This is a genomic window from Alkalicoccobacillus plakortidis, from assembly GCF_023703085.1.
Taxonomy (GTDB): Bacteria; Bacillota; Bacilli; order Bacillales; family Bacillaceae_D; genus Alkalicoccobacillus; species Alkalicoccobacillus plakortidis.
The window spans coordinates 47776-68387 of the sequence record NZ_JAMQJY010000008.1 but is presented as its reverse complement, the minus strand read 5'-3'; the positions used below and the strand labels follow the sequence as shown (position 1 = coordinate 68387).

Below are 20612 nucleotides of genomic sequence, written 5' to 3'. Positions count from 1 at the left end.
CGGAACAACTGGTCACCAAGCGGTGTGTCATCCCGGTCCTCTCGTACTAAGGACAGCTCCTCTCAAATTGCCTCGCCCGCGACGGATAGGGAACGAACTGTCTCACGACGTTCTGAACCCAGCTCGCGTGCCGCTTTAATCGGGCGAACAGCCCAACCCTTGGGACCTACTTCAGCCCCAGGATGCGACGAGCCGACATCGAGGTGCCAAACCTCCCCGTCGATATGGACTCTTGGGTGACCTGTATCCCCAGGGTAGCTTTTATCCGTTGAGCGACGGCCCTTCCATTCGGCACCGCCGGATCACTAAGCCCGACTTTCGTCCCTGCTCGACTTGTAGGTCTCGCAGTCAAGCTCCCTTATGCCTTGCACTTCTTGAATGATTTCCAACCATTCTGAGGAACCTTTGGGCGCCTCCGTTACTGTTCAAGAGGCGACCGCCCCGTCGAAACTGCCCACCTGACAATGTCCCTGACCCGGATCACGGGTCGAGGTTAAAATGTCAGCACCGTCAGGGTAGTATCCACCAATGCCTCCACCGAAGCTGGCGCTCCGGTTTCAAAGGCTCCTACCTATCCTGTACAAACGATACCAACATCCACTATCAGGCTACAGTAAAGCTCCATGGGGTCTTTCCGTCCTGTCGCGGGTAACCTGCATCTTCACAGGTACTATAATTTCACCGGGTCTCTCGTTGGAGCGGTCTGCAAATCGTTACACCATTCGTGCGGGTTGGAACTTACCCGACGAGGAATTTCACTACCTAGGACCGTTATAGTTTACGGCCGCCGTTTACTGGGCTTCAATTCAAGCTTCTCCCGAAGGATAACCCCCTCCTCTTAACCTTCGGGGCGCCGGGCAGGTGCGCCCCTATACTTCGCCTTGCGGCTCACAGACCTGTGTTGCTACAAACCCCAGTTCGCCTTTGAATTCTTCACTGCGGCTCTCTCGGGCTTGCACCCTGATCGACGCCCTTCTCCCCGAACTTACGGGGTCATTTCCGAGTTCCTTAACAAGGAGTTCTTCCCGCGCGTCTTAGAATTCTCTTCTCGCCTACCTGTGTCGGTTTGCGGTACGGGCACCTTCCACCTCGCTAGAGGCTTTTCTCCGGCCGGTCAAGGACTTCGGTACTAAATTTCCTCGCTATCACTGCTCAGCCGAACGGAAAGCGGATTTGCCCTCTTTAAGCCTCGTAACAGCTTAGACGCGCATATCCATCAGCGCGCTCACCCTACCTTTCTGCGTTCCCCATTACTCAAACGGTGGAGAGGTGGTACAGGAATATCAACCTGTTGTCCATCGCCTACGCTTTTCAGCCTCGGCTTAGGTCCCGACTGACCCTGAGCGGACGAGCCTTCCTCAGGAAACCTTGGGCTTTCGACGGAGGGGATTCTCACCCCTCTTTCGCTACTCATACCGGCATTCTCACTTCCAAGCACTCCACTAGTCCTCACGATCTAGCTTCGCTGTCCTTGGAACGCTCCCCTACCACGAACACCTAAGGTGTTCATCCATAGCTTCGGTGATACGTTTAGCCCCGTTACATTTTCGGCGCAGAGTCACTCGACCAGTGAGCTATTACGCACTCTTTAAATGGTGGCTGCTTCTAAGCCAACATCCTGGTTGTCTGGGCAACTCCACATCCTTTGCCACTTAACGTATACTTTGGGACCTTAGCTGATGGTCTGGGCTGTTTCCCTCTTGACTACGGATCTTAGCACTCGCAGTCTGACTCCCGAGGATAAGTACTTGGCATTCGGAGTTTGACTGAATTCGGTAATCCTGTGGGGACCCCTCGTCCAATCAGTGCTCTACCTCCAAGACTCTTCCCTCGAGGCTAGCCCTAAAGCTATTTCGGGGAGAAACGACTATTTTCCGAGTTCGATTGGCATTTCACCCCTACCCACACCTCATCCCCGCATTTTTCAACATGCGTGGGTTCGGGCCTCCATTCAGTGTTACCTGAACTTCACCCTGGACATGGGTAGATCACTCGGTTTCGGGTCTACGACGGCGTACTCAAATCGCCCTATTCAGACTCGCTTTCGCTACGGCTCCGCCTCATCAGCTTAACCTTGCACGACATCGTAACTCGCCGGTTCATTCTACAAAAGGCACGCCATCACCCGTTAATGGGCTCTGACTAGTTGTAGGCACACGGTTTCAGGATCTCTTTCACTCCCCTTCCGGGGTGCTTTTCACCTTTCCCTCACGGTACTGGTTCACTATCGGTCACTAGGTAGTATTTAGCCTTGGGAGATGGTCCTCCCGGATTCCGACGGGGTTTCACGTGTCCCGCCGTACTCAGGATACACTCCGGAGGAAACGAAGTTTCGGCTACGGGGTTGTTACCCTCTTTGACGCATCTTTCCAGATGCTTCACCTACTCCGTTTCTTTATGACTCCAATGGAATGTCCTACAACCCCTGAAGGCAAGCCTTCAGGTTTGGGCTCTTTCCGTTTCGCTCGCCGCTACTCAGGAAATCGATTTTCTTTCTCTTCCTCCGGGTACTTAGATGTTTCAGTTCCCCGGGTCTGCCTCCTCGTATCCTATGTATTCAGATACGGGTACCATTCGATTAAAAATGGTGGGTTCCCCCATTCGGATATCCTCGGATCAAAGCTCACTTACAGCTCCCCGAGGCGTTTCGCCGTTCGTCGCGTCCTTCTTCGGCTCCTAGTGCCAAGGCATTCACCGTGCGCCCTTTCTAACTTAACCAAATTTGACTGCAGATCATCGGCGCATTTCTTCGTCCACTGCGTTATTCTCAATCGGTCACGTACGGGTGTACGTTCCCTCATTCGAAAACTTGTGTCCTCGAACTGCTTGATGCTCTTTGTCAAATACACTGGTGTATATAAAGACTCGCTCACATCTATAGAGATGATTGCGTTGTGTGTGTGTTTTGCATTGCACGATTTAGTTTTCAAAGAACCAACCTTCAGACACAAAAAAAGGTCATCAAATAACACTTATATTTGTTCTAAAGAGATTATGGTGGAGCCTAGCGGGATCGAACCGCTGACCTCCTGCGTGCAAGGCAGGCGCTCTCCAAGCTGAGCTAAGGCCCCGTTACTATTTAAATGGTGGGCCTGAGTGGACTCGAACCACCGACCTCACGCTTATCAGGCGTGCGCTCTAACCAGCTGAGCTACAGGCCCCCAAATGGGGTAAATATTAGAATGAATAAGTTCATTCAAAACCGAACAAAAGCCAAAGCGTATTCACATCAGGTAAACCTGTGTGATCGACTAGAAGTATTACTCCCTAGAAAGGAGGTGATCCGACCGCACCTTCCGATACGGCTACCTTGTTACGACTTCACCCCAATCATCTGTCCCACCTTCGGCGGCTGGCTCCAAAAGGTTACCTCACCGACTTCGGGTGTTACAAACTCTCGTGGTGTGACGGGCGGTGTGTACAAGGCCCGGGAACGTATTCACCGCGGCATGCTGATCCGCGATTACTAGCAATTCCAGCTTCATGCAGGCGAGTTGCAGCCTACAATCCGAACTGAGAATGGCTTTATGGGATTGGCTTCACCTCGCGGCTTCGCAACCCTTTGTACCATCCATTGTAGCACGTGTGTAGCCCAGGTCATAAGGGGCATGATGATTTGACGTCATCCCCACCTTCCTCCGGTTTGTCACCGGCAGTCACCTTAGAGTGCCCAACTAAATGCTGGCAACTAAGGTCAAGGGTTGCGCTCGTTGCGGGACTTAACCCAACATCTCACGACACGAGCTGACGACAACCATGCACCACCTGTCACTTTGCCCCCGAAGGGGAAGCTCTGTCTCCAGAGTGGTCAAAGGATGTCAAGACCTGGTAAGGTTCTTCGCGTTGCTTCGAATTAAACCACATGCTCCACTGCTTGTGCGGGCCCCCGTCAATTCCTTTGAGTTTCAGCCTTGCGGCCGTACTCCCCAGGCGGAGTGCTTAATGTGTTAACTTCGGCACTACGGGCATCGAAACCCCTAACACCTAGCACTCATCGTTTACGGCGTGGACTACCAGGGTATCTAATCCTGTTTGCTCCCCACGCTTTCGCGCCTCAGCGTCAGTTACAGACCAGAGAGTCGCCTTCGCCACTGGTGTTCCTCCACATATCTACGCATTTCACCGCTACACGTGGAATTCCACTCTCCTCTTCTGTACTCAAGCCTCCCAGTTTCCAATGACCGCTTGCGGTTGAGCCGCAAGATTTCACATCAGACTTAAAAGGCCGCCTGCGCGCGCTTTACGCCCAATAATTCCGGACAACGCTTGCCACCTACGTATTACCGCGGCTCCTGGCACGTAGTTAGCCGTGGCTTTCTGATGAGGTACCGTCAAGGTACCGCCCTATTCGAACGGTACGTGTTCTTCCCTCATAACAGAGCTTTACGAGCCGAAACCCTTCATCACTCACGCGGCGTTGCTCCGTCAGACTTTCGTCCATTGCGGAAGATTCCCTACTGCTGCCTCCCGTAGGAGTCTGGGCCGTGTCTCAGTCCCAGTGTGGCCGATCACCCTCTCAGGTCGGCTACGCATCGTCGCCTTGGGGAGCCATTACCTCTCCAACTAGCTAATGCGCCGCGGGCCCATCTCACCGTGAGAGCCCGAAGGCCCTCTTTTAATCTTGCACCAGGAAGTGCTAGATGTTATCCGGTATTAGCCCCGGTTTCCCGGAGTTATCCCAGTCGATAAGGCAGGTTGCCCACGTGTTACTCACCCGTCCGCCGCTAACGTTTTTGAAGCAAGCTTCAAAAACGTCCGCTCGACTTGCATGTATTAGGCACGCCGCAAGCGTTCGTCCTGAGCCAGGATCAAACTCTCCATAAAAGTGGTGAGTTGATTGCTCAACTGCTGGCATTGATGTCTCCATCAACTTTCCAATTGCGCAGTGTTACCTGCGACTTTTTTGTTACTAATGAGATATCATGTATCTCTTCGTACGCTTGGCTTTTGTTCAGTTTTCAAAGAACTTGTTTGTCGCTCACTTGGCGACTTTTATATGTTACCAAACATCGAAATGTTTGTCAACAACTTTTTTTGGTGGGCCTGAGTGGACTCGAACCACCGACCTCACGCTTATCAGGCGTGCGCTCTAACCAGCTGAGCTACAGGCCCAAAAAAAGACATAAAAAAAGCACGTTCTGCCAAATATAAAAATTTGGAGCGGGTGATGAGAATCGAACTCACATCATCAGCTTGGAAGGCTGAGGTTTTACCACTAAACTACACCCGCACAATATAATAATGTCGACCAAAAATTAAATGGTCGGGAAGACAGGATTTGAACCTGCGACCCCTTGGTCCCAAACCAAGTGCTCTACCAAGCTGAGCTACTTCCCGAAGTCTATGTAATAGAAAAGATAAGCGCGCCCGAGAGGAGTCGAACCTCTAACCGCTTGATTCGTAGTCAAGTACTCTATCCAGTTGAGCTACGGGCGCAAGCAATGAGAATAAATCATTATGCAACCTGTTGAAGAACATTGGTAAGTGCGTCGCTCTTAACGACAAGTAATAATATATCATGTCCGACGAAAAGCTTCAATAGTTTTTTAAAAAAACTTATCAACTTTTAAAATGTTTATTTATTCTTACAGTTTAAGTATGCAGTACCTCCACAAAAAAGATACTGCATACTTGATTTAAAAAACACTTACACGTGAAAATCTGTACCTGAAAGTACTTCCTTTACGTAACCTGATCGTATGACAAAGTCACCAAAATGTTCGCCTTCTTCTCGATTCTTTGCATAATCAGAAATAATAGGCTTAAGTGTTTCTAAGATTTCCTCTTCCCCTATATTTTCTTTATACATTTTACTTAATCGTTGCCCAGCAAAACCCGCGCCAAGATATAAGTTATATTTCCCTGGTGCTTTACCTATGAATCCAATCTCACCTAGGGCAGCACGAGAACAGCCATTAGGACAGCCCGCCATCCGAATCACAATCTCTTCATCACGCAAACCAGATTCCTCTAGTATTACTTCAATCTTAGAAACCAGCAATGGTAAATATCTCTCAGACTCAGCCATCGCCATTCCACAGGTCGGCAAAGCTACACAGGACATTGAGCTTCTTCGCAGGGCAGAGTATTCCTTACCATCTGTTAATCCATATTTATCTACTAATTCATTGATCTTTCGTTTCTTTTGACTGGTTACATTGCTAATCACAAGGTTTTGATTTGCACTAATTCGGAAATCTCCTGTATGGATCTTCGCAATTTCACGCAATCCAGTCATTAGTGGATAGTCATCAGTATCAACTATTCGTCCATTTTGAATAAACAGTGTGAGGTGCCATTTTTTATTTGTACCTTTTACCCAACCATATCGATCGCCATTATGGTCAAAATGGTACTCATGCTCTTTTGCAAGCTGCCACCCAAGACGATCATTTAGCTCTTGTTTCACCCAGTCTAATCCTCGGGCATCGATTGTATACTTAAATCTTGCATATTTACGAACAGAACGATTCCCATAATCTCTTTGAATGGTAATAATTTTCTCCGCTACATCTAATAACTGATCTGGCGTACAGAATCCTATTACACGAGATAATTGAGGGTACGTGTTTGTATCGCCATGGGTCATCCCCATACCGCCACCTACCGCAACATTAAATCCTTTTAATTCTCCATCTTCTACAATTGCAATAAAACCAAGATCTTGTGAATACACGTCTACATCATTGGATGGTGGAATTGCGATTCCAATCTTAAACTTTCTCGGTAAATAGTACTTACCATACATCGGTTCTTGCTCTTCTTCTACTTGACTATCCACTACCTTTTCTTCATCTAACCAAATTTCATGGTACGCTCTAGTGCGAGGTGATAAATAGTCACTTAGTTTCCGTGCCCAGTCATACACTTCTCCATGAATTTCAGATTGGTAAGGATTTGGATTACTCATCACATTGCGGTTTACATCTCCACAGGCTGCAAGAGTGTCCATTAAAGAATCGTTTATTTCTTTAATACTTTTTTCATATTCCATTTTAGGATGCCGTGCATTTGAAACGCTTGTCTAGTTGTCAGCTTTAACGTTCCGTTTCCATATTGAAGCGCTAAACGATCCATTGTTAGCCATTGATCTGGTGTAGCAACTCCACCTGGAGCTCTTACCCGCACCATAAACTGATAAGTTGGTTCTAATTTTTGCTTGGCGCCGTTCATTTCGAAGGTCACGGTCGTCTTGAAGATAACTACCATGGAATTTCATTAAACGATTGTCCCAATCAGGAATCCCACCAGTTAATGGATTCTTTAACGTCTCAGCTAATGATCCACGAAGGTATTGACTCTCTTCTTTAATTTGTTCAACATCACTTGGAGGTCCTTCTTGAGCATGGACACTATTTGACTTTACCATCTTAATCTCCTCCCACGTCTAAATGATTAGTAGACGTCCCTCTGATACCGTTTTTGCTGTTTCATATCTGTTAAATAAGACTCTGCCTCATCAGCACCTAAACCACCCTCTGTTTGCAAGATTGACGCAAGCGTTTCATGTACATCATGAGCCATACGCGCTTCATCTCCACACACATAGACAGTAGCCCCTGCTTCTAACCATTCATACAACTCTTTGCTTTTTTCAAGCATTCTGTTTTGTACATAGATCTTCTCTTCTTGATCACGAGAGAATGCAACATCTAGTTTAGTTAATACACCTTCTTCTACCCAACGCTGCCATTCAATTTGATAGAAGAAATCTGTCACAAAATGTTGTTCTCCAAAAAATAGCCATGACTTCCCGGTGACACCTAACTCTTCTCGCTCTTCTATAAATGAACGAAATGGCGCAATACCCGTGCCGGGACCTATCATAATAATTGGTGTTTCTGAATCGGTTGGTAATCTAAAATTCTGATTGCGTTGAATAAAAATTGGTATAGTATCTCCAGTCTCTAATCGCTCTGCACATTGAACGGAACAAACACCATTTCTCGAGCGTCCATGTGAGTCGTATCTCAACGCACCAATCGTTAAGTGAACTTCATCAGGATTTGCCTCATAACTACTCGCAATAGAATACAAACGTGAAGGTATCTTTCTTAAGATAGAAGTGAACTCCACTTCGTCAGCCTTCCATGGACCGTAATCATTAATTAAGTCAATTAAATCTCGTCCATTTAAATAGTTTCTGAGATTGTCAGCGTTATCTGTTTCAAGCAAAGCTTTTAACTCGTCATTTTCTGTAAGCTGTACGGCTTTTTCTAATAATGGTTTTGAAAGAACGGTAATTTCGTAATGAGAGATTAATGCTTCACGTAAAGTTAGAAGATCCCCTTGTTTGTTCACTTGAATAGAAGTTTCTGCATTCCATCCAGTTACTTCTAATAATTGATCGACTAATTCGCGGTCGTTTTCCGGAAACATTCTACACTATCTCCTGGTTCAAACGTCAATCCTGACCCTTCTAATGAAAGCTCCAAGTGTCTTGTTTCCTTATTTGAACCACGACCATTAATATTAAGGTTCTCTAAAACTTCTGCTTTAAAAGGATTGGTTCTCGAATAGGCGACTTGACTCGCTTCTCCCGATTGGTTGACACTCGATGCCGGTACTCCTTCTGGGCTCACTTCTAACGACTCACTTAAGCCTGTTAGGACACCTTCATACCACTCTTGGGCATCGTCACTAAAATCGAGATCACAATCAACCCGCGGATAGAGACGGCTTCCTCCCAACTCCTCTAATCGTTTATCAATGTCTTTTCCGGATTGACAGAAAAACTCATAAGATGAGTCTCCTAAAGCAAGCACGGCATAATTTAGACTTTCTAGTTTAGGAGCTTTCCTTCCATTAAGAAACTCAAAGAAAGCGATCGCATTATCTGGTGGATCTCCTTCTCCATGTGTACTGACAATAACCAACAAGTTCTGTACATCTTTTAGTTCTTTTGGTTTAAAGTCACTCATTGAAGAGATCTTCACTTGAAATCCCTTGCTTTCAAGTTTAATACCAAAATCTTCTGATAAATTCTGACCGTTTCCAGTATGAGAGCCAAATAAAATGGTGACTTCTTTAGAAATTTTCGGTACAGATTCTGACTCGACAGGCAAATTAGTTTGGTTAATTTCTGGATTAGTAAGTGAGGCTACTGCCGTTTGACTAGCAGCCAAATACCCACTGATCCAAATCTTTTGTTCTGCTGTCAATGTTGGCAGCAACTGATTTAATAAGTCTACTTGTTCTTGAGTAAAAGGACTATTCTGACTATGGAGTTGCAACGTTTTCCACCTCACGAAACGATGATTTAAACCATCTCATTTTAGTTAACGCATCATTAATATGTAGTTCTTATTTATTATTTTACTACCCTATCCTAACTTTATAATTCCTATGTGTCAAATAGGTTTTGAGATTTTTCTTTATTTCACTAAAGTCCCTTGTTACGTCTCCAACCGCTTCACAAATAATAGAAAAACGGCGTACCCTATAGTAGGAATACGCCGTTTTTCTATTGACCTTTCACAATTTTATCAATAAGCCCATATTGCATTGCTTCTTCTGATGACATGAAATAATCTCGATCCATATCTTTTGCCACTTTGCTTTTGGGTTGCCCTGTTTGGTTTGACATAAATTCTTCTATTTGCTCACGAAGTTTAATAATTCTTCGTGCACTAATTTCTATGTCTGCCGCTTGGCCTTGCGCACCACCAAGTGGTTGATGAATCATAATCTCACTGTTTGGTAGTGCCAAACGTTTTCCTTTCGCTCCAGCTGTTAATAGAATGGCACCCATTGAAGCGGCCATACCTAAACAAATGGTTTGAACATCTGGCTTTATAAAATTCATTGTATCAAGTATAGCCAGACCAGCAGAAGTAGATCCACCAGGACTATTGATATAAAGCGAGATATCCTTATCTGGATCCTCTGCTGCTAAAAACAATAACTGAGCTACAATGCTATTGGCTACAGGATCATTTACCTCTGACCCTAAAAAAACAACTCGATCCTTGAGTAAGCGTGAATAGATATCATACGATCTCTCCCCGCGACTTGTTTGCTCAACGACATAAGGAACTACATTTGACATGAAGTTCTCCTTTCTTATGCAGCTCTTAGAGATTCACCTATATATTCCGCAGTTTTATAGGCAGTTTTCTGATAAATGGGAATGTACATCCTCTGACCAGATCTTAAAATAATACAAGCCAATGCATACCCTATCGTTGTTCCTCCAATCAACTGAATCGAATAGATTGATTGATCATTATTTAATTGACTACTCATGCTAGCCTGCATGTCTTGCTGATACATACGAATGATTTTATTCACATCACCATCAATCAAAACCGTGCTATAAGCGGAAATTAAGCTCTCATCCACCTCTGTTTCAGCTACTTTTTGTTTTTTTATATTTTTCCTTGCTCGGTGCAGGTTGGCTTTTACTGCCCCCTCTGTCTCACCTAACACGTGCGCAGCTTCTTGCGCTGAATAATTAAACGCATCCACCAGCATGAAAACAACACGTTGTTTAGGTGTACATGTCTTAAGCAGAACGTTTATGGCTAATGCCGTAGCACTGGATACTGGTTGATGTTTATTTATGCTTTCAATCTCATGATCAGTTAATACTTCATCCACCTTCTTCTTGCGCACTCGATCAATCCAAGCATTTGAGGCAATACGATGCAGGTAAGCTTTAGACATTGGAATGTGTTGTTTAGTAGAACGTTGATATAACTTAACCAATGTTTCCTGCATTAAGTCTTCTGCATCCCATTTGGAGCGAGTCACATAATGACAGTAGGAATGAAGAGACTGCAAATATGGTGAAACTAATTTCTCAAAGTCCTCGTGGTTTGTTTTCGGAGCAATTTGAACAAGCGGCCGCATGTTACCCTCCTTTAATTGTGACTTCACTTATATAGACGAAAAAACCGCTCAAAAAGATACGGTTTTAAAAAAATTCTTCTTTTATATAAAAACTACATTGATTGATTCGCTTGATCAGCTACATGACCAATCGTTTTAGATAGTAGATACTCATCCATTTTTTGTTCTGATTCTTCCATGACCGCTTCAATTAAGCAGCCAGGTGCATTTCTCTCGCAGCCTTTAAATAAAGGAGCATTGCCTTCAACTGCCTGTATGATGTCCAAAAAAGAAATGGTGTATTTATCACGACTTAAACGGTAGCCACCTTGCGCACCAGAATGTGATTCAATTAAGCCTTGTTTTGTAAGCTTCGTTAAAATTTTTGACAAATATGAAGGAGAGACAGATTGATGGTCTGCTAATTCTTGCACACCTACAATCAAATTTTCTTTTTGAGTAGCCAAATACAGCATAGTGTGTAGGGCATAGTTCGTTCCCTTTGAATAATTCATTGTTTTATCACCTAAGTCATTATGATTTACTTATAAGTATTATCTCAACAGGTTTTGAGAACGTCAACAAACATGAGCGTCTTATTTGTGCTTACGATTTATAACGACTATTATAGATATAGAGTATCTTTAATATATATGAAAGAAGGAGATTATATGCATTCTGAGAAGATCTTTGATTGTGCGATTATTGGAGGAGGACCAAGCAGGACTCAGCTCGGCACTTGTACTTGGAAGAGCTCGAAGAAACATTTTGTTATTTGACGATCACACAAACCGAAATCAAGTCACCCATGAATCACATGGTTTTATCACTCGAGATGGCACCACTCCATCCGAATTTAGAAGAATAGGTAATGAAGAATTAGCAACCTATCCCTCCATTTCTACTATTAACAGAACAGTAACAAGTATCCTACGATCTAAGAACGAATCATCCTTTATGATTACAGCATCTGGTGGACAAACGTTTTATGCTACAAAAGTCATACTAGCAGTTGGTTTTAAAGAGTCCCTTCCTCCAATTGACGGAATAGGTGGTTTATATGGAAAGAGTCTATTTAACTGCCCTTACTGCGATGGCTTGGAATTAAGAGATAAACCTCTTGTGATCATTAACGATACCGAACACGCCATGCATATGGCCAAACTACTTTATAACTGGTCTAAAGATTTGGTTCTTGCTACTAATGGTCATTCTTTGAATACCGAGGATAGAAAGAAACTTGAATCAAAAGGGATTTCAGTGGTAACGGAAAAAATCAGCCGTTTAATTGGAGAGGATGGTCAACTTTCTCATGTAGAATTTGAGAGTGGAACAACAATTAAGCGCTCAGGAGGATTTGTGGCCCCTACATTTATAGCTAATTCTTTAAAAGAACAGATTGGGGTCGATTTAACGGAAACTGGAGCCATAGAAGTGGATGACTTCGGCAGAACTTCTAAGAAGCATATCTATGCAGCTGGCGATGCTATTAGTCCTGCTTTATCACAGCTTATTGTATCTGCTGCCTCAGGTAATAAAGCTGGTGTTGCTGTGAATGTCGATCTTATAGAACTAGATTTTTAAGAAAAAAAGAACGCTCACTTGGGCGTTCCTTTCAGTTTATCCGATTAAAACATGGTCTTCAGGATAACCAAGCTTTGATTTCTTCTTCTTTTCAGCTAAAGCATAGGCTAAAGTGAGTGGTCCTAATCGTCCAATAAACATTGTAATCGTAACAATAAATTTCCCCATTGGAGAAAGCTCACTTGTTAGTCCCATAGAAAGTCCTGCTGTACTAAATGCAGAAGTAGCTTCAAAAAGTACTTCCATAAAATGTTCTTCATAAATTCCTTCAGTCACAGTAAGGAGGAGCGCAACGACAAAAACACAAAGCAGTGAACTAATTACTACCGCAAGAGCTCTCATAATAATCTCAACAGAGATTTTGCGCTCAAAAGCATGAATTTGTCCGCCACCGCGAAAGGTATTAAATGTAGCTAAGATTAAAACGAAAAAAGTAGTCGTTTTAATCCCTCCACCCGTTCCACCTGAGGAAGCTCCTATAAACATGAGAATGATTAAAACAAGTTGAGAAGCTGATAACATATTACTAATATCAATTGTATTAAAGCCAGCACTTCTTGAAGTCGCACTCTGAAAGAAGCCGGACCATATTCGTTCTGACCAAGACAACTGTCCAAAGGTTTGTGGATTCAATGTTTCTAACGCAAAAACAAGTAAGAAACCAATAGCAAGTAATGAACCTGAACTAACAAGAACAATTTTAGTATGTAATGAAAAACTTCTCCATTTTCGTTTTCTAATGAGCTCTACAATAACAATGTAACCAAGACCACCACTAACAAATAACCAAATGATCGTTAAGTTAACAACAGGGTCATTCACATAACTCGAAAGACTATCTGACCAGAGAGCAAAACCTGCATTATTAAAAGCAGATACAGAATGGAAAACGGCATGATATAATGCCTCTGCAAACCCCATATCTCCCATCCAACGTAAGGTAAGTACAGTAACAGCAACCGTTTCAAAAGCAAAGGCAATAAAAACAATATAGAGACAAAGCTTAACTAATCCTGATGAAGACTTAGATTGGGTTGTCTGCTGAATAATTAATCTCTGTTTTAAGCCAATTCTCTTACCAAGCATGATCGCTACAATAACACCCATTGTCATAAACCCTAAGCCACCAACCTGAATTAAAATCATAATAACTACTTGCCCAAATGTAGAAAAAACTGAACCAGTATCTACTACGACTAACCCATTTACACACACAGCAGATGTTGCTGTAAAAAGAGCATCTAAAAGACCAATAGACAAACCACTTGCTGAAGAGATTGGCAAAGCGAGTATACAAGTACCTATCAGTATCAGAAATAGAAAAACAAGCATGACAAACTGAGGTGGGCTCATCTTACTTGTCATTTGTTTAAAATCAATTTTCAATAGGTGTTTATCATTATAATCCACTTCATTCATATTTTCGTTCCAATGCACTAATATCTTCATTCGAACCAATTAAGAGTAATGTGTCCCCAGTCTGAATTTTATCTTCTGCTCTTGGTGAAATGTTAATCTCACCGTTCGATTTAATAGCCATAATATTGACACCATATTTTGCTCTGACGTCCAAATCATAAATAGAATAACCATTCATAGCAGCTGGAGCATTCATTTCCACTAAATTATATATAGGGGAGAGTTCGATATAATCAATTAAATTGTCCGAACTAAGTTGTCTACCTAGGCGTATACCCATGTCTCTCTCAGGATATACAACTTGATCTGCACCAATTTTGGTAAGGACTTTTCCATAGATGATATTTTTAGCTTTAACGGTTACTTTAGGAATATTCATCTCTTTTAGAAGAAGAGTTGTCAAGATACTGGATTGCAAATTCTCACCAATTGCCACCACAGCATGACTAAAATTCCCTGCACCAAGTTCTTTTAGAACAGATTCATCAGTTGCGTCAGCCTGTATTGCATGCGTCGCGATAGAAGACATGCCTTGCACTAAATCAATATCCTTATCTACGGCAAGTACCTCATGACCAGCCTCAACCAACGTTTTAGTTAAGCTACTACCAAATCGTCCTAGCCCAATAACAATAAATTGTTTTTTCAAGACATTCACCCCTAATTCAGTGCATAAGATTTTCTATTTACTCACAGGAACGATATGCAAATCAATGTCGCCCATTTTGCTAACAAGTCTGTTAACAAAATCACCTTTTTTTAGAAGCTCCCATCTTGATTGACTACACTGACCAATAACAAGCTGGGTAATTTGATTCTCGCGTGCCTTATCCAAGATGATTTGCGGCAGCTTATCCTGTCCTTTATACGTTTGAAAGATCGAGCTCATACGATTATCATCGACCAAATCTTGACATCCTAATCGATTAAGTTGATCTTTGTGTGTTTGTTCATCTTCTGACTGCCCACTTAAATATAATATATATAATGGAGAATCAAACATCTGTGACAACTGAACCCCTCTCTCGAGTAGCGGGTCCCCATTGTGATTCTCTGAGATATGACAAACCATAATTTTTTCTTCCATGTTCATGTTATAAAACCTCCTTATTAACTCATAACAGCACAAAAAAACTCCAAGAAAAGAGAGCTTCATCCGGGAGCTTACGCTTTTTCACCGTTTGTTCTCTCTCAAAACGCATACGAGGTTAGCTGTCGGATTCGGACTTGAGAGTACCCGTTATTCACTATCTATAAGTAGCAAATAATTAACCCCAGAGTTCAATTAGAACTCGTTGGTTCCCCCGTTATTTCACCTGAAATATTCTGCGTTAATCTTTTATTTCTAAAAATGATCATACGCCTCTTATCCGAAGAAATAAAGCTTTTTTTTTATTTTTTTTCAATCCGACATAAGGGAAATATTGTATAATGATAAGTATACTATATTGTGCATAATTTGAAGGGAGCTGATTAGGTGGTAACAATTGATCCAATAGGCGTTGTATCAAACAAAAGAGTGGAAGTAGAAGATGATAACTGGGGGAACGTACAATCGAGCATAATGATTAATGATTCATTTTCTGAAGAATCTCTCTTCGAAATTGAAACATTCTCACATCTTGAGATTATTTTTTATTTTCATAAAGTGGATAAAGAGAGAATTGAAAACGGCGCAAGACATCCTAGAAATAATGAAACTTTCCCATTAACAGGGATTTTTGCTCAACGAGGGAAAAACAGACCAAATCGATTAGGCTTAACGACGGTCCAGTTACTTGGAAGGCAAGGGAAGAAATTGATCGTTCGAGGTTTAGATTGTATTGATGGAACACCTATCGTGGATATCAAACCCGTTATGAAGGAATTTCTACCAAAGGAACCTATTCATCAACCTGATTGGTCACATGAAATAATGGAGGAATATTGGAATGAATAACTCTACACCAATATACCAATGCCTCCGAACAAGTTAAAAGCCAATAGAATAATAATGGTAATAACAGCTGAGGACAGTGCCCATTTTTTGATACTTGGTTCTAGTCCAAACAATGTATCAAGAATGCCATTAAGTATAAACACAATTAAATAGGTACCACCAAGTGTAGCAAGTATATACGGCAAATATAGCATTTTAAAGCCTCCTCTCCAGTTGGAATATTATACCTTTATCTCCACTTTAACACAATAAAAAATGTAAAAGAAGAGCTATTCTTTTACTGCTCTTCTTTAAACAATTCGAAAAAAACCCTCTCTCGATTCTGTAGAAAGTACTTTGTTAGCTGATAATGATCTGTCATTTCATATTCAACAGAGCTAATGGACTGCTCATCAAAGCTGAAGATCTCAGCATCTGGGTACCCGAGCAATATAGGAGAGTGAGTCGCAATGATGAACTGAGCCTGATCACTCGAAACAAGGTCGTGAATCACTTTTATAAAGGCTAATTGTCTAGCTTGGAGATAAAGCGGCCTCAGGCTCATCCAATAGATAAAGAGCCTTGCCATTAAAACGGTTCATAAATAATGAGAGAAAGGATTCGCCATGAGATTGGTGATGAAGAGATTTCCCACCATATTGTTGATATCTTCTTGGATCATCGAGTTCATCGAGATGTGTCGCAAAATGATAAAACGATTCCGCCCTAAGGAAAAATCCATTTGTGATTTTGGGCATCCAGGCCAAGCGGATATAGTCGCCAAGTACTGACTTTGAAGCGTGTACCTCAAAGCTATTATTTCGTCCTCCTCCTGCCGTATTAAACTCGCATTTATCGGCAATCGCTTCTAGAAGAGTTGATTTACCAGAGCCGTTCTCTCCTACAAAAAAGGTTACGGAATGATCAAGTTTAAGATCATGAAGCTGTTTAACCGCAGGAATTGAAAAAGGATACGTATCATAAGATGAGATCTTATTATGCAGAAGTGTAATTCTTTTAAGGTACATCTTCATCACCTACTTTTTTGAAGTTGTATTCTTTAATGCGAAACATTATTTATCCTTTTAACTTTTATCAATTACATCGGAAAGTACATTTATGTTTAAGGAGATACTTATGCAAGTGTATTACATCCATATAGCTAAATAGCCTGAAAATCCTCAGCGGATATTCAGGCTATGAATTATGTTGAGATTTCTTTATGTGCTCTGCTTGTCGCCCGACGAATCAGATGATGATCCACGATATGACTTGTAGGAGATGCTTTTGGATCAAGTATACACTGACGAAGCATTTGAGCCGCTTTGTATCCGAGCTCATGAATATGAATATCAAGCGTTGTAAGTGGAGGCGTTGACAACTTAGACATCAACACATTATTAAAACTAACAACAGACATATTATCTGGTACAGATACATTCATACTGAAGAGCATTCGTAATACACCTAAAGCCATTAAATCATCTGTGACAATCATTGCTGAAGGAGGATTTTTTTGTGACATAAGCTCTATAACTGCTTTTTCACCGCCTTCAAAAATTTCATCATGATAAACCATGAGCGATTCATCAATCTGAATAGCAGAAGTTTCAAGTGCTTCTATGTAGCCATTTTTCCGATCAATAGTCACAAAGGCATCTCGCCGTCCACCTACAAAGGCAATTCGTTTGTGCTTTAAAAGTAATAGATACTCTGTCACCATTTTAGCTGCTTTAACATTGTCATTATTAACAAAGAAGACCTTTTCTTTAAGCTGCTCTGGCGGCTGACCAACTACAACAAACGGAAACGATTTGTCTAAAAGAAAATCAATGACTGGATCAGCTATTGTTGAATACAGTAATATTATGCCATCAACTCGACGACTGTACACCATTTCTTTTACTTCTTCTAGGATATCTAGGTCCGTTTGGCTAGTGGATAAATACAGACCGTACCTCTGTTCATTTGCCTGAGTAGTAATCCCTCTAAGCACTTCTGGAAAAAAAGGATTATGAAATGGTGCATAGGTAGCACTTGGCATAATGACACCTATTACATTGGTATGATTATTCACCAGGTTTCTAGCATTAACATTTGGGTAGTAGCCAAGCTCTTCCATCACCGCCCGTACCTTTTCTTTTGTTTTGGTACTGATCGTTGAATTATTTGCAATAACACGAGAGACAGTAGATGGCGCTACATTTGCTTTTTTTGCTACGTCTTTTATGGTTACGGTCACTAATATTCCATCCTTTGCATTCAAACGGTCTTCAATCTATCCTTTTATAATGAATCATTAGCTATACTTTGTCTATAGTATGGTTGGTAAAAACACTATGACTTGTATACTCTTGCTTCATATGGCATAAGTTGATCAGACTTATGATTTTCGTAGTTACCAAATATATATTCACCCATGTTGACGTAGCCAAATTCCTTTGTTTCCTCTGATAGATTCACAATGATTGTATACGCTTCCTCTTCTCCACATCGCTTATACATGTATAGTTGCTCATCATTAAGCTCACAAAGTTCATAAGCTCCATAGATCAATGTTTTGCTATTTTTTCGTAATTCAATCATCTTTTTATAATAAGTCAAAATGGATTTACTGTTTTTTCGCTGCATATGCACATTAATGTCTTTGAAATTCGGATTGACTTTCAGCCAGGTTTGATCAGCCGTACTGAAGCCTCCATTTGCCTCATTCGTCCACTGCATCGGTGTCCGAGAGTTATCACGGCCTTGAGTCCAAATAACCTCCATTATTTCATTATGAGGTCTACCTTTACTACGTTCTTGTTCATAATAATTTCGCATGGACACATCATCATAATCTTCTATAGTTGGAAACTGTACATTTGTCATTCCTATTTCTTGACCTTGATAGATAAAAGGAGTGCCCTTCATTAAGAAATACAGTGTTCCAAGTGCTTTTGCACAAGCCTCCCAATAAACTGTATCATTGCCCCAAGATGAAACAGAGCGTGGCTTGGTCATGGTTTTCGATAAAAAGAGCATTCCAACCAATTCCTTCTAGCCCATATTGCCACTTTGTTAACGCCTCTTTTAGAGCCGGTACATTCAATCTTTGTTCAGCATCTTTATTCCATAGTCCAAGGTGCTCGAACTGAAAAACCATGTCAAATACCCCGTCTTTTTCTCCGACCCAGGCCCGCACATCATTCGAATCCTCCATGCTGACACCATTGGCCTCTCCTACAGTCATCACATCATAATGATCCAACGTTTCTTGCTTCATTTCCTGTAAAAACGTTTGAATGCCTGGACGATTCATATGCCCATCGAAAGACTCTACAAATCGATCTGACGTTTCATTCGTTAAATCTGGCAAACCTTCTATTTTCTTTATATGGCTAATGGCATCTACTCTAAAGCCGTCTATTCCTTTATCTAGCCACCAGTTCATTGTTTCGTACAAGACATTACGGACATCCTTGTTTTCCCAGTTAACATCTGGTTGCTTTTTTGAGAAAATGTGAAGATAATACTGTTTCGAGTGCTCATCCCATTCCCAAGCAGACCCATTAAAGATTGAGGCCCAGTTATTAGGCTCTGACCCATCCTCTTTTGCATCTTTCCATATATACCAATCTCTTTTTTCACTATTAATAGATGATCTTGATTCAACAAACCATTCATGCTCATCTGACGTATGGTTAATAACTAAGTCTATAATGATTTTCATTCCTCGAAGATGAACTTCTTCTAATAATTGATTAAAGTCATCCATCGTACCAAACTCATCCATTATTGCTTTGTAATCCCGGATATCATATCCATTATCATCATTAGGAGAGTCATACATCGGACTCATCCAAATGACGTCAATACCTAACCACTTTAGATAATCTAACTTCTCAATAACCCCTTTTAAATCGCCAATTCCATCCCCATTTGTATCATTAAAACTGCGCGGATAAACTTGGTAGCATACCGCTTCTTTCCACCATTGATTATTCATAATTAAACCCCTTTTATCATCATCTTTATTTATCCCTTTGTTGCTCCAGAAGAAAGTCCTGAAATCAAATAACGTTGTAAGAACAAGAAAACAATCGCAATCGGTACGGCAATTAATACCGTTCCTGCAGCAAATCGTGTAAAGTTGTTAGCGAATTGATCACTTACGAAGTTGAATAACCCAAGAGCTAATGTATAGTTTTCAGGACTGCGCAACACAATTCTTGGTAGGATAAAGTCCATCAGTGGTGACATAAAATTAAATAACGCAACAACTGCCAGGATTGGCTTTGCTAATGGCAGCATGATCGTGAAGAATATACGAAAGTGACCTGCCCCATCTAGCTTAGCTGACTCATCTAGTTCTTTAGGAATGGTATCGAAATAACCCTTCACTAGAAAAGCATTCATCGGAATTGCTCCGCCTACATAGATCAACACCAAACCTAGCAGAGAGTCGAGCAAACCAATCGTATTTAGAAGCACATAGATTGCAACCATCGCCATAATCACTGGGAATATCTGCAATACTAGAAAGAAGTAAAGCCCATTTTTTCTTCCAACAAACTTGTACCTAGAGAAGGCATAAGAAGTCAGACATACAATCACAGTAGCTGATATAGACGTGGCAAACGCGACAATTAAAGAATTGATATACCATTGTACATAGTTGCTCTGTTCGCTAAAAAAGAGCCATTTATAATGTTCGAGTGACCAATTTTCAGGAATAATACTTGCACTATATAAGTTCGTGCCTTCATTTAATGAAAGTCCAATTGTCCATAATAGTGGATAGCCAATGACAACAAACATTAATAAAAGAAACAGGTAGATTAACGTAACTTCAATGCGCGATTTTGTTTTCTGCTTCATA

The 20612-nt window shown here is 41.6% G+C and carries 13 protein-coding genes, 6 tRNA genes, 2 rRNA genes, 3 pseudogenes and 1 riboswitch; of the genes and pseudogenes, 2 read left to right on the top strand and 22 right to left on the bottom strand.

Annotation, left to right across the window (positions count from 1 at the left end; translation table 11 throughout):
- From NDM98_RS23175 to NDM98_RS23115, 14 genes and pseudogenes are all read right to left on the bottom strand, one after another.
- Nucleotides 1–2718, bottom strand: a 23S ribosomal RNA gene (locus NDM98_RS23175); the annotation flags it as partial.
- Nucleotides 2719–2995: 277 nt separating this feature from the next.
- Nucleotides 2996–3071 (bottom strand) — tRNA-Ala (locus NDM98_RS23170).
- Between the two features lie 13 nt (nt 3072–3084).
- Nucleotides 3085–3161 (bottom strand) — tRNA-Ile (locus tag NDM98_RS23165).
- Nucleotides 3162–3271: 110 nt separating this feature from the next.
- Nucleotides 3272–4824, bottom strand: a 16S ribosomal RNA gene (locus tag NDM98_RS23160).
- A 211-nt stretch (nt 4825–5035) separates the two neighbouring features.
- Nucleotides 5036–5112 (bottom strand) — tRNA-Ile (locus NDM98_RS23155).
- Nucleotides 5113–5156: 44 nt separating this feature from the next.
- Nucleotides 5157–5230 (bottom strand) — tRNA-Gly (locus tag NDM98_RS23150).
- 30 nt (nt 5231–5260) lie between these two features.
- A tRNA-Pro gene (locus tag NDM98_RS23145) sits at nt 5261–5337 on the bottom strand.
- Nucleotides 5338–5362: 25 nt separating this feature from the next.
- Nucleotides 5363–5436: transfer RNA gene (locus NDM98_RS23140), tRNA-Arg, on the bottom strand.
- Between the two features lie 211 nt (nt 5437–5647).
- Entirely contained in the window at nt 5648–6994 is a 1347-nt protein-coding gene (locus tag NDM98_RS23135) for an NADPH-dependent assimilatory sulfite reductase hemoprotein subunit (RefSeq protein WP_285804131.1), read from the bottom strand.
- Entirely contained in the window at nt 6964–7131 is a 168-nt protein-coding gene (locus NDM98_RS23710) for a ferredoxin-like domain-containing protein (protein WP_285804137.1), read from the bottom strand. The genes NDM98_RS23135 and NDM98_RS23710 overlap by 31 nt, the downstream gene beginning before the upstream one ends.
- 264 nt (nt 7132–7395) lie before the next feature.
- Nucleotides 7396–9233: pseudogene (locus NDM98_RS23130) on the bottom strand (assimilatory sulfite reductase (NADPH) flavoprotein subunit).
- A 230-nt stretch (nt 9234–9463) separates the two neighbouring features.
- Entirely contained in the window at nt 9464–10048 is a 585-nt protein-coding gene (gene clpP / locus NDM98_RS23125; protein WP_251611880.1) for an ATP-dependent Clp endopeptidase proteolytic subunit ClpP, read from the bottom strand.
- 14 nt (nt 10049–10062) lie between these two features.
- A complete protein-coding gene (locus NDM98_RS23120) occupies nt 10063–10851 on the bottom strand; it encodes an RNA polymerase sigma factor (RefSeq protein ID WP_251611878.1) in 789 nt (262 codons plus the stop codon).
- A gap of 92 nt (nt 10852–10943) precedes the next feature.
- The gene (locus tag NDM98_RS23115) at nt 10944–11345 is read right to left on the bottom strand and encodes an Rrf2 family transcriptional regulator (RefSeq protein WP_251611876.1); all 402 of its coding nucleotides are present in this window, start codon (nt 11343–11345) and stop codon (nt 10944–10946) included.
- 181 nt (nt 11346–11526) lie between these two features.
- Here NDM98_RS23115 and NDM98_RS23110 point away from each other — a divergent pair, with 181 nt between their 5' ends.
- Nucleotides 11527–12414, top strand: coding sequence for an NAD(P)/FAD-dependent oxidoreductase (locus tag NDM98_RS23110; protein ID WP_308807803.1), 888 nt, complete (start codon nt 11527–11529; stop codon nt 12412–12414).
- A gap of 36 nt (nt 12415–12450) precedes the next feature.
- On the opposite strand, the gene NDM98_RS23105 is transcribed toward NDM98_RS23110, so the two are convergent.
- Genes NDM98_RS23105 through NDM98_RS23095 form a run of 3 tightly spaced genes read right to left on the bottom strand, consistent with a single transcriptional unit; the run spans nt 12451 to nt 14926 of the window.
- Nucleotides 12451–13779: a TrkH family potassium uptake protein gene (locus tag NDM98_RS23105; RefSeq protein ID WP_251611893.1), complete on the bottom strand. Its 1329-nt coding sequence runs from the start codon at nt 13777–13779 to the stop codon at nt 12451–12453.
- A 46-nt stretch (nt 13780–13825) separates the two neighbouring features.
- Nucleotides 13826–14482 (bottom strand): potassium channel family protein, encoded by a 657-nt coding sequence (locus NDM98_RS23100; protein ID WP_251611874.1) that lies wholly within the window; start codon nt 14480–14482, stop codon nt 13826–13828.
- Between the two features lie 33 nt (nt 14483–14515).
- Nucleotides 14516–14926: an adenine nucleotide alpha hydrolase family protein gene (locus NDM98_RS23095; RefSeq protein ID WP_251611872.1), complete on the bottom strand. Its 411-nt coding sequence runs from the start codon at nt 14924–14926 to the stop codon at nt 14516–14518.
- 88 nt (nt 14927–15014) lie between these two features.
- Nucleotides 15015–15174: riboswitch (cyclic di-AMP (ydaO/yuaA leader) on the bottom strand.
- Nucleotides 15175–15310: 136 nt separating this feature from the next.
- Between NDM98_RS23095 and NDM98_RS23090 the strand changes: the two genes are divergently transcribed.
- Nucleotides 15311–15772, top strand: a complete 462-nt coding sequence (locus NDM98_RS23090; RefSeq protein ID WP_251611870.1) for an SAM-dependent methyltransferase — start codon at nt 15311–15313, stop codon at nt 15770–15772.
- Between the two features lie 2 nt (nt 15773–15774).
- Here the strand turns inward: NDM98_RS23090 and NDM98_RS23085 are convergent, their stop codons facing one another.
- The 5 genes and pseudogenes from NDM98_RS23085 to NDM98_RS23065 all read right to left on the bottom strand — a co-directional run bounded on the left by NDM98_RS23085 (nt 15775) and on the right by NDM98_RS23065 (nt 20611).
- Nucleotides 15775–15966: a hypothetical protein gene (locus NDM98_RS23085; RefSeq protein ID WP_251611868.1), complete on the bottom strand. Its 192-nt coding sequence runs from the start codon at nt 15964–15966 to the stop codon at nt 15775–15777.
- Between the two features lie 83 nt (nt 15967–16049).
- Nucleotides 16050–16779 (bottom strand): annotated as a pseudogene (locus tag NDM98_RS23080) (AAA family ATPase).
- 176 nt (nt 16780–16955) lie between these two features.
- On the bottom strand, nt 16956–17993 hold the full coding sequence (locus NDM98_RS23075) for a LacI family DNA-binding transcriptional regulator (protein WP_251611866.1): 1038 nt from the start codon (nt 17991–17993) through the stop codon (nt 16956–16958).
- A gap of 95 nt (nt 17994–18088) precedes the next feature.
- Nucleotides 18089–19739 (bottom strand): annotated as a pseudogene (locus NDM98_RS23070) (alpha-glucosidase).
- A 29-nt stretch (nt 19740–19768) separates the two neighbouring features.
- A complete protein-coding gene (locus NDM98_RS23065; protein WP_251611864.1) occupies nt 19769–20611 on the bottom strand; it encodes a sugar ABC transporter permease in 843 nt (280 codons plus the stop codon).
- Between the last annotated feature and the right edge of the window lies 1 nt (nt 20612).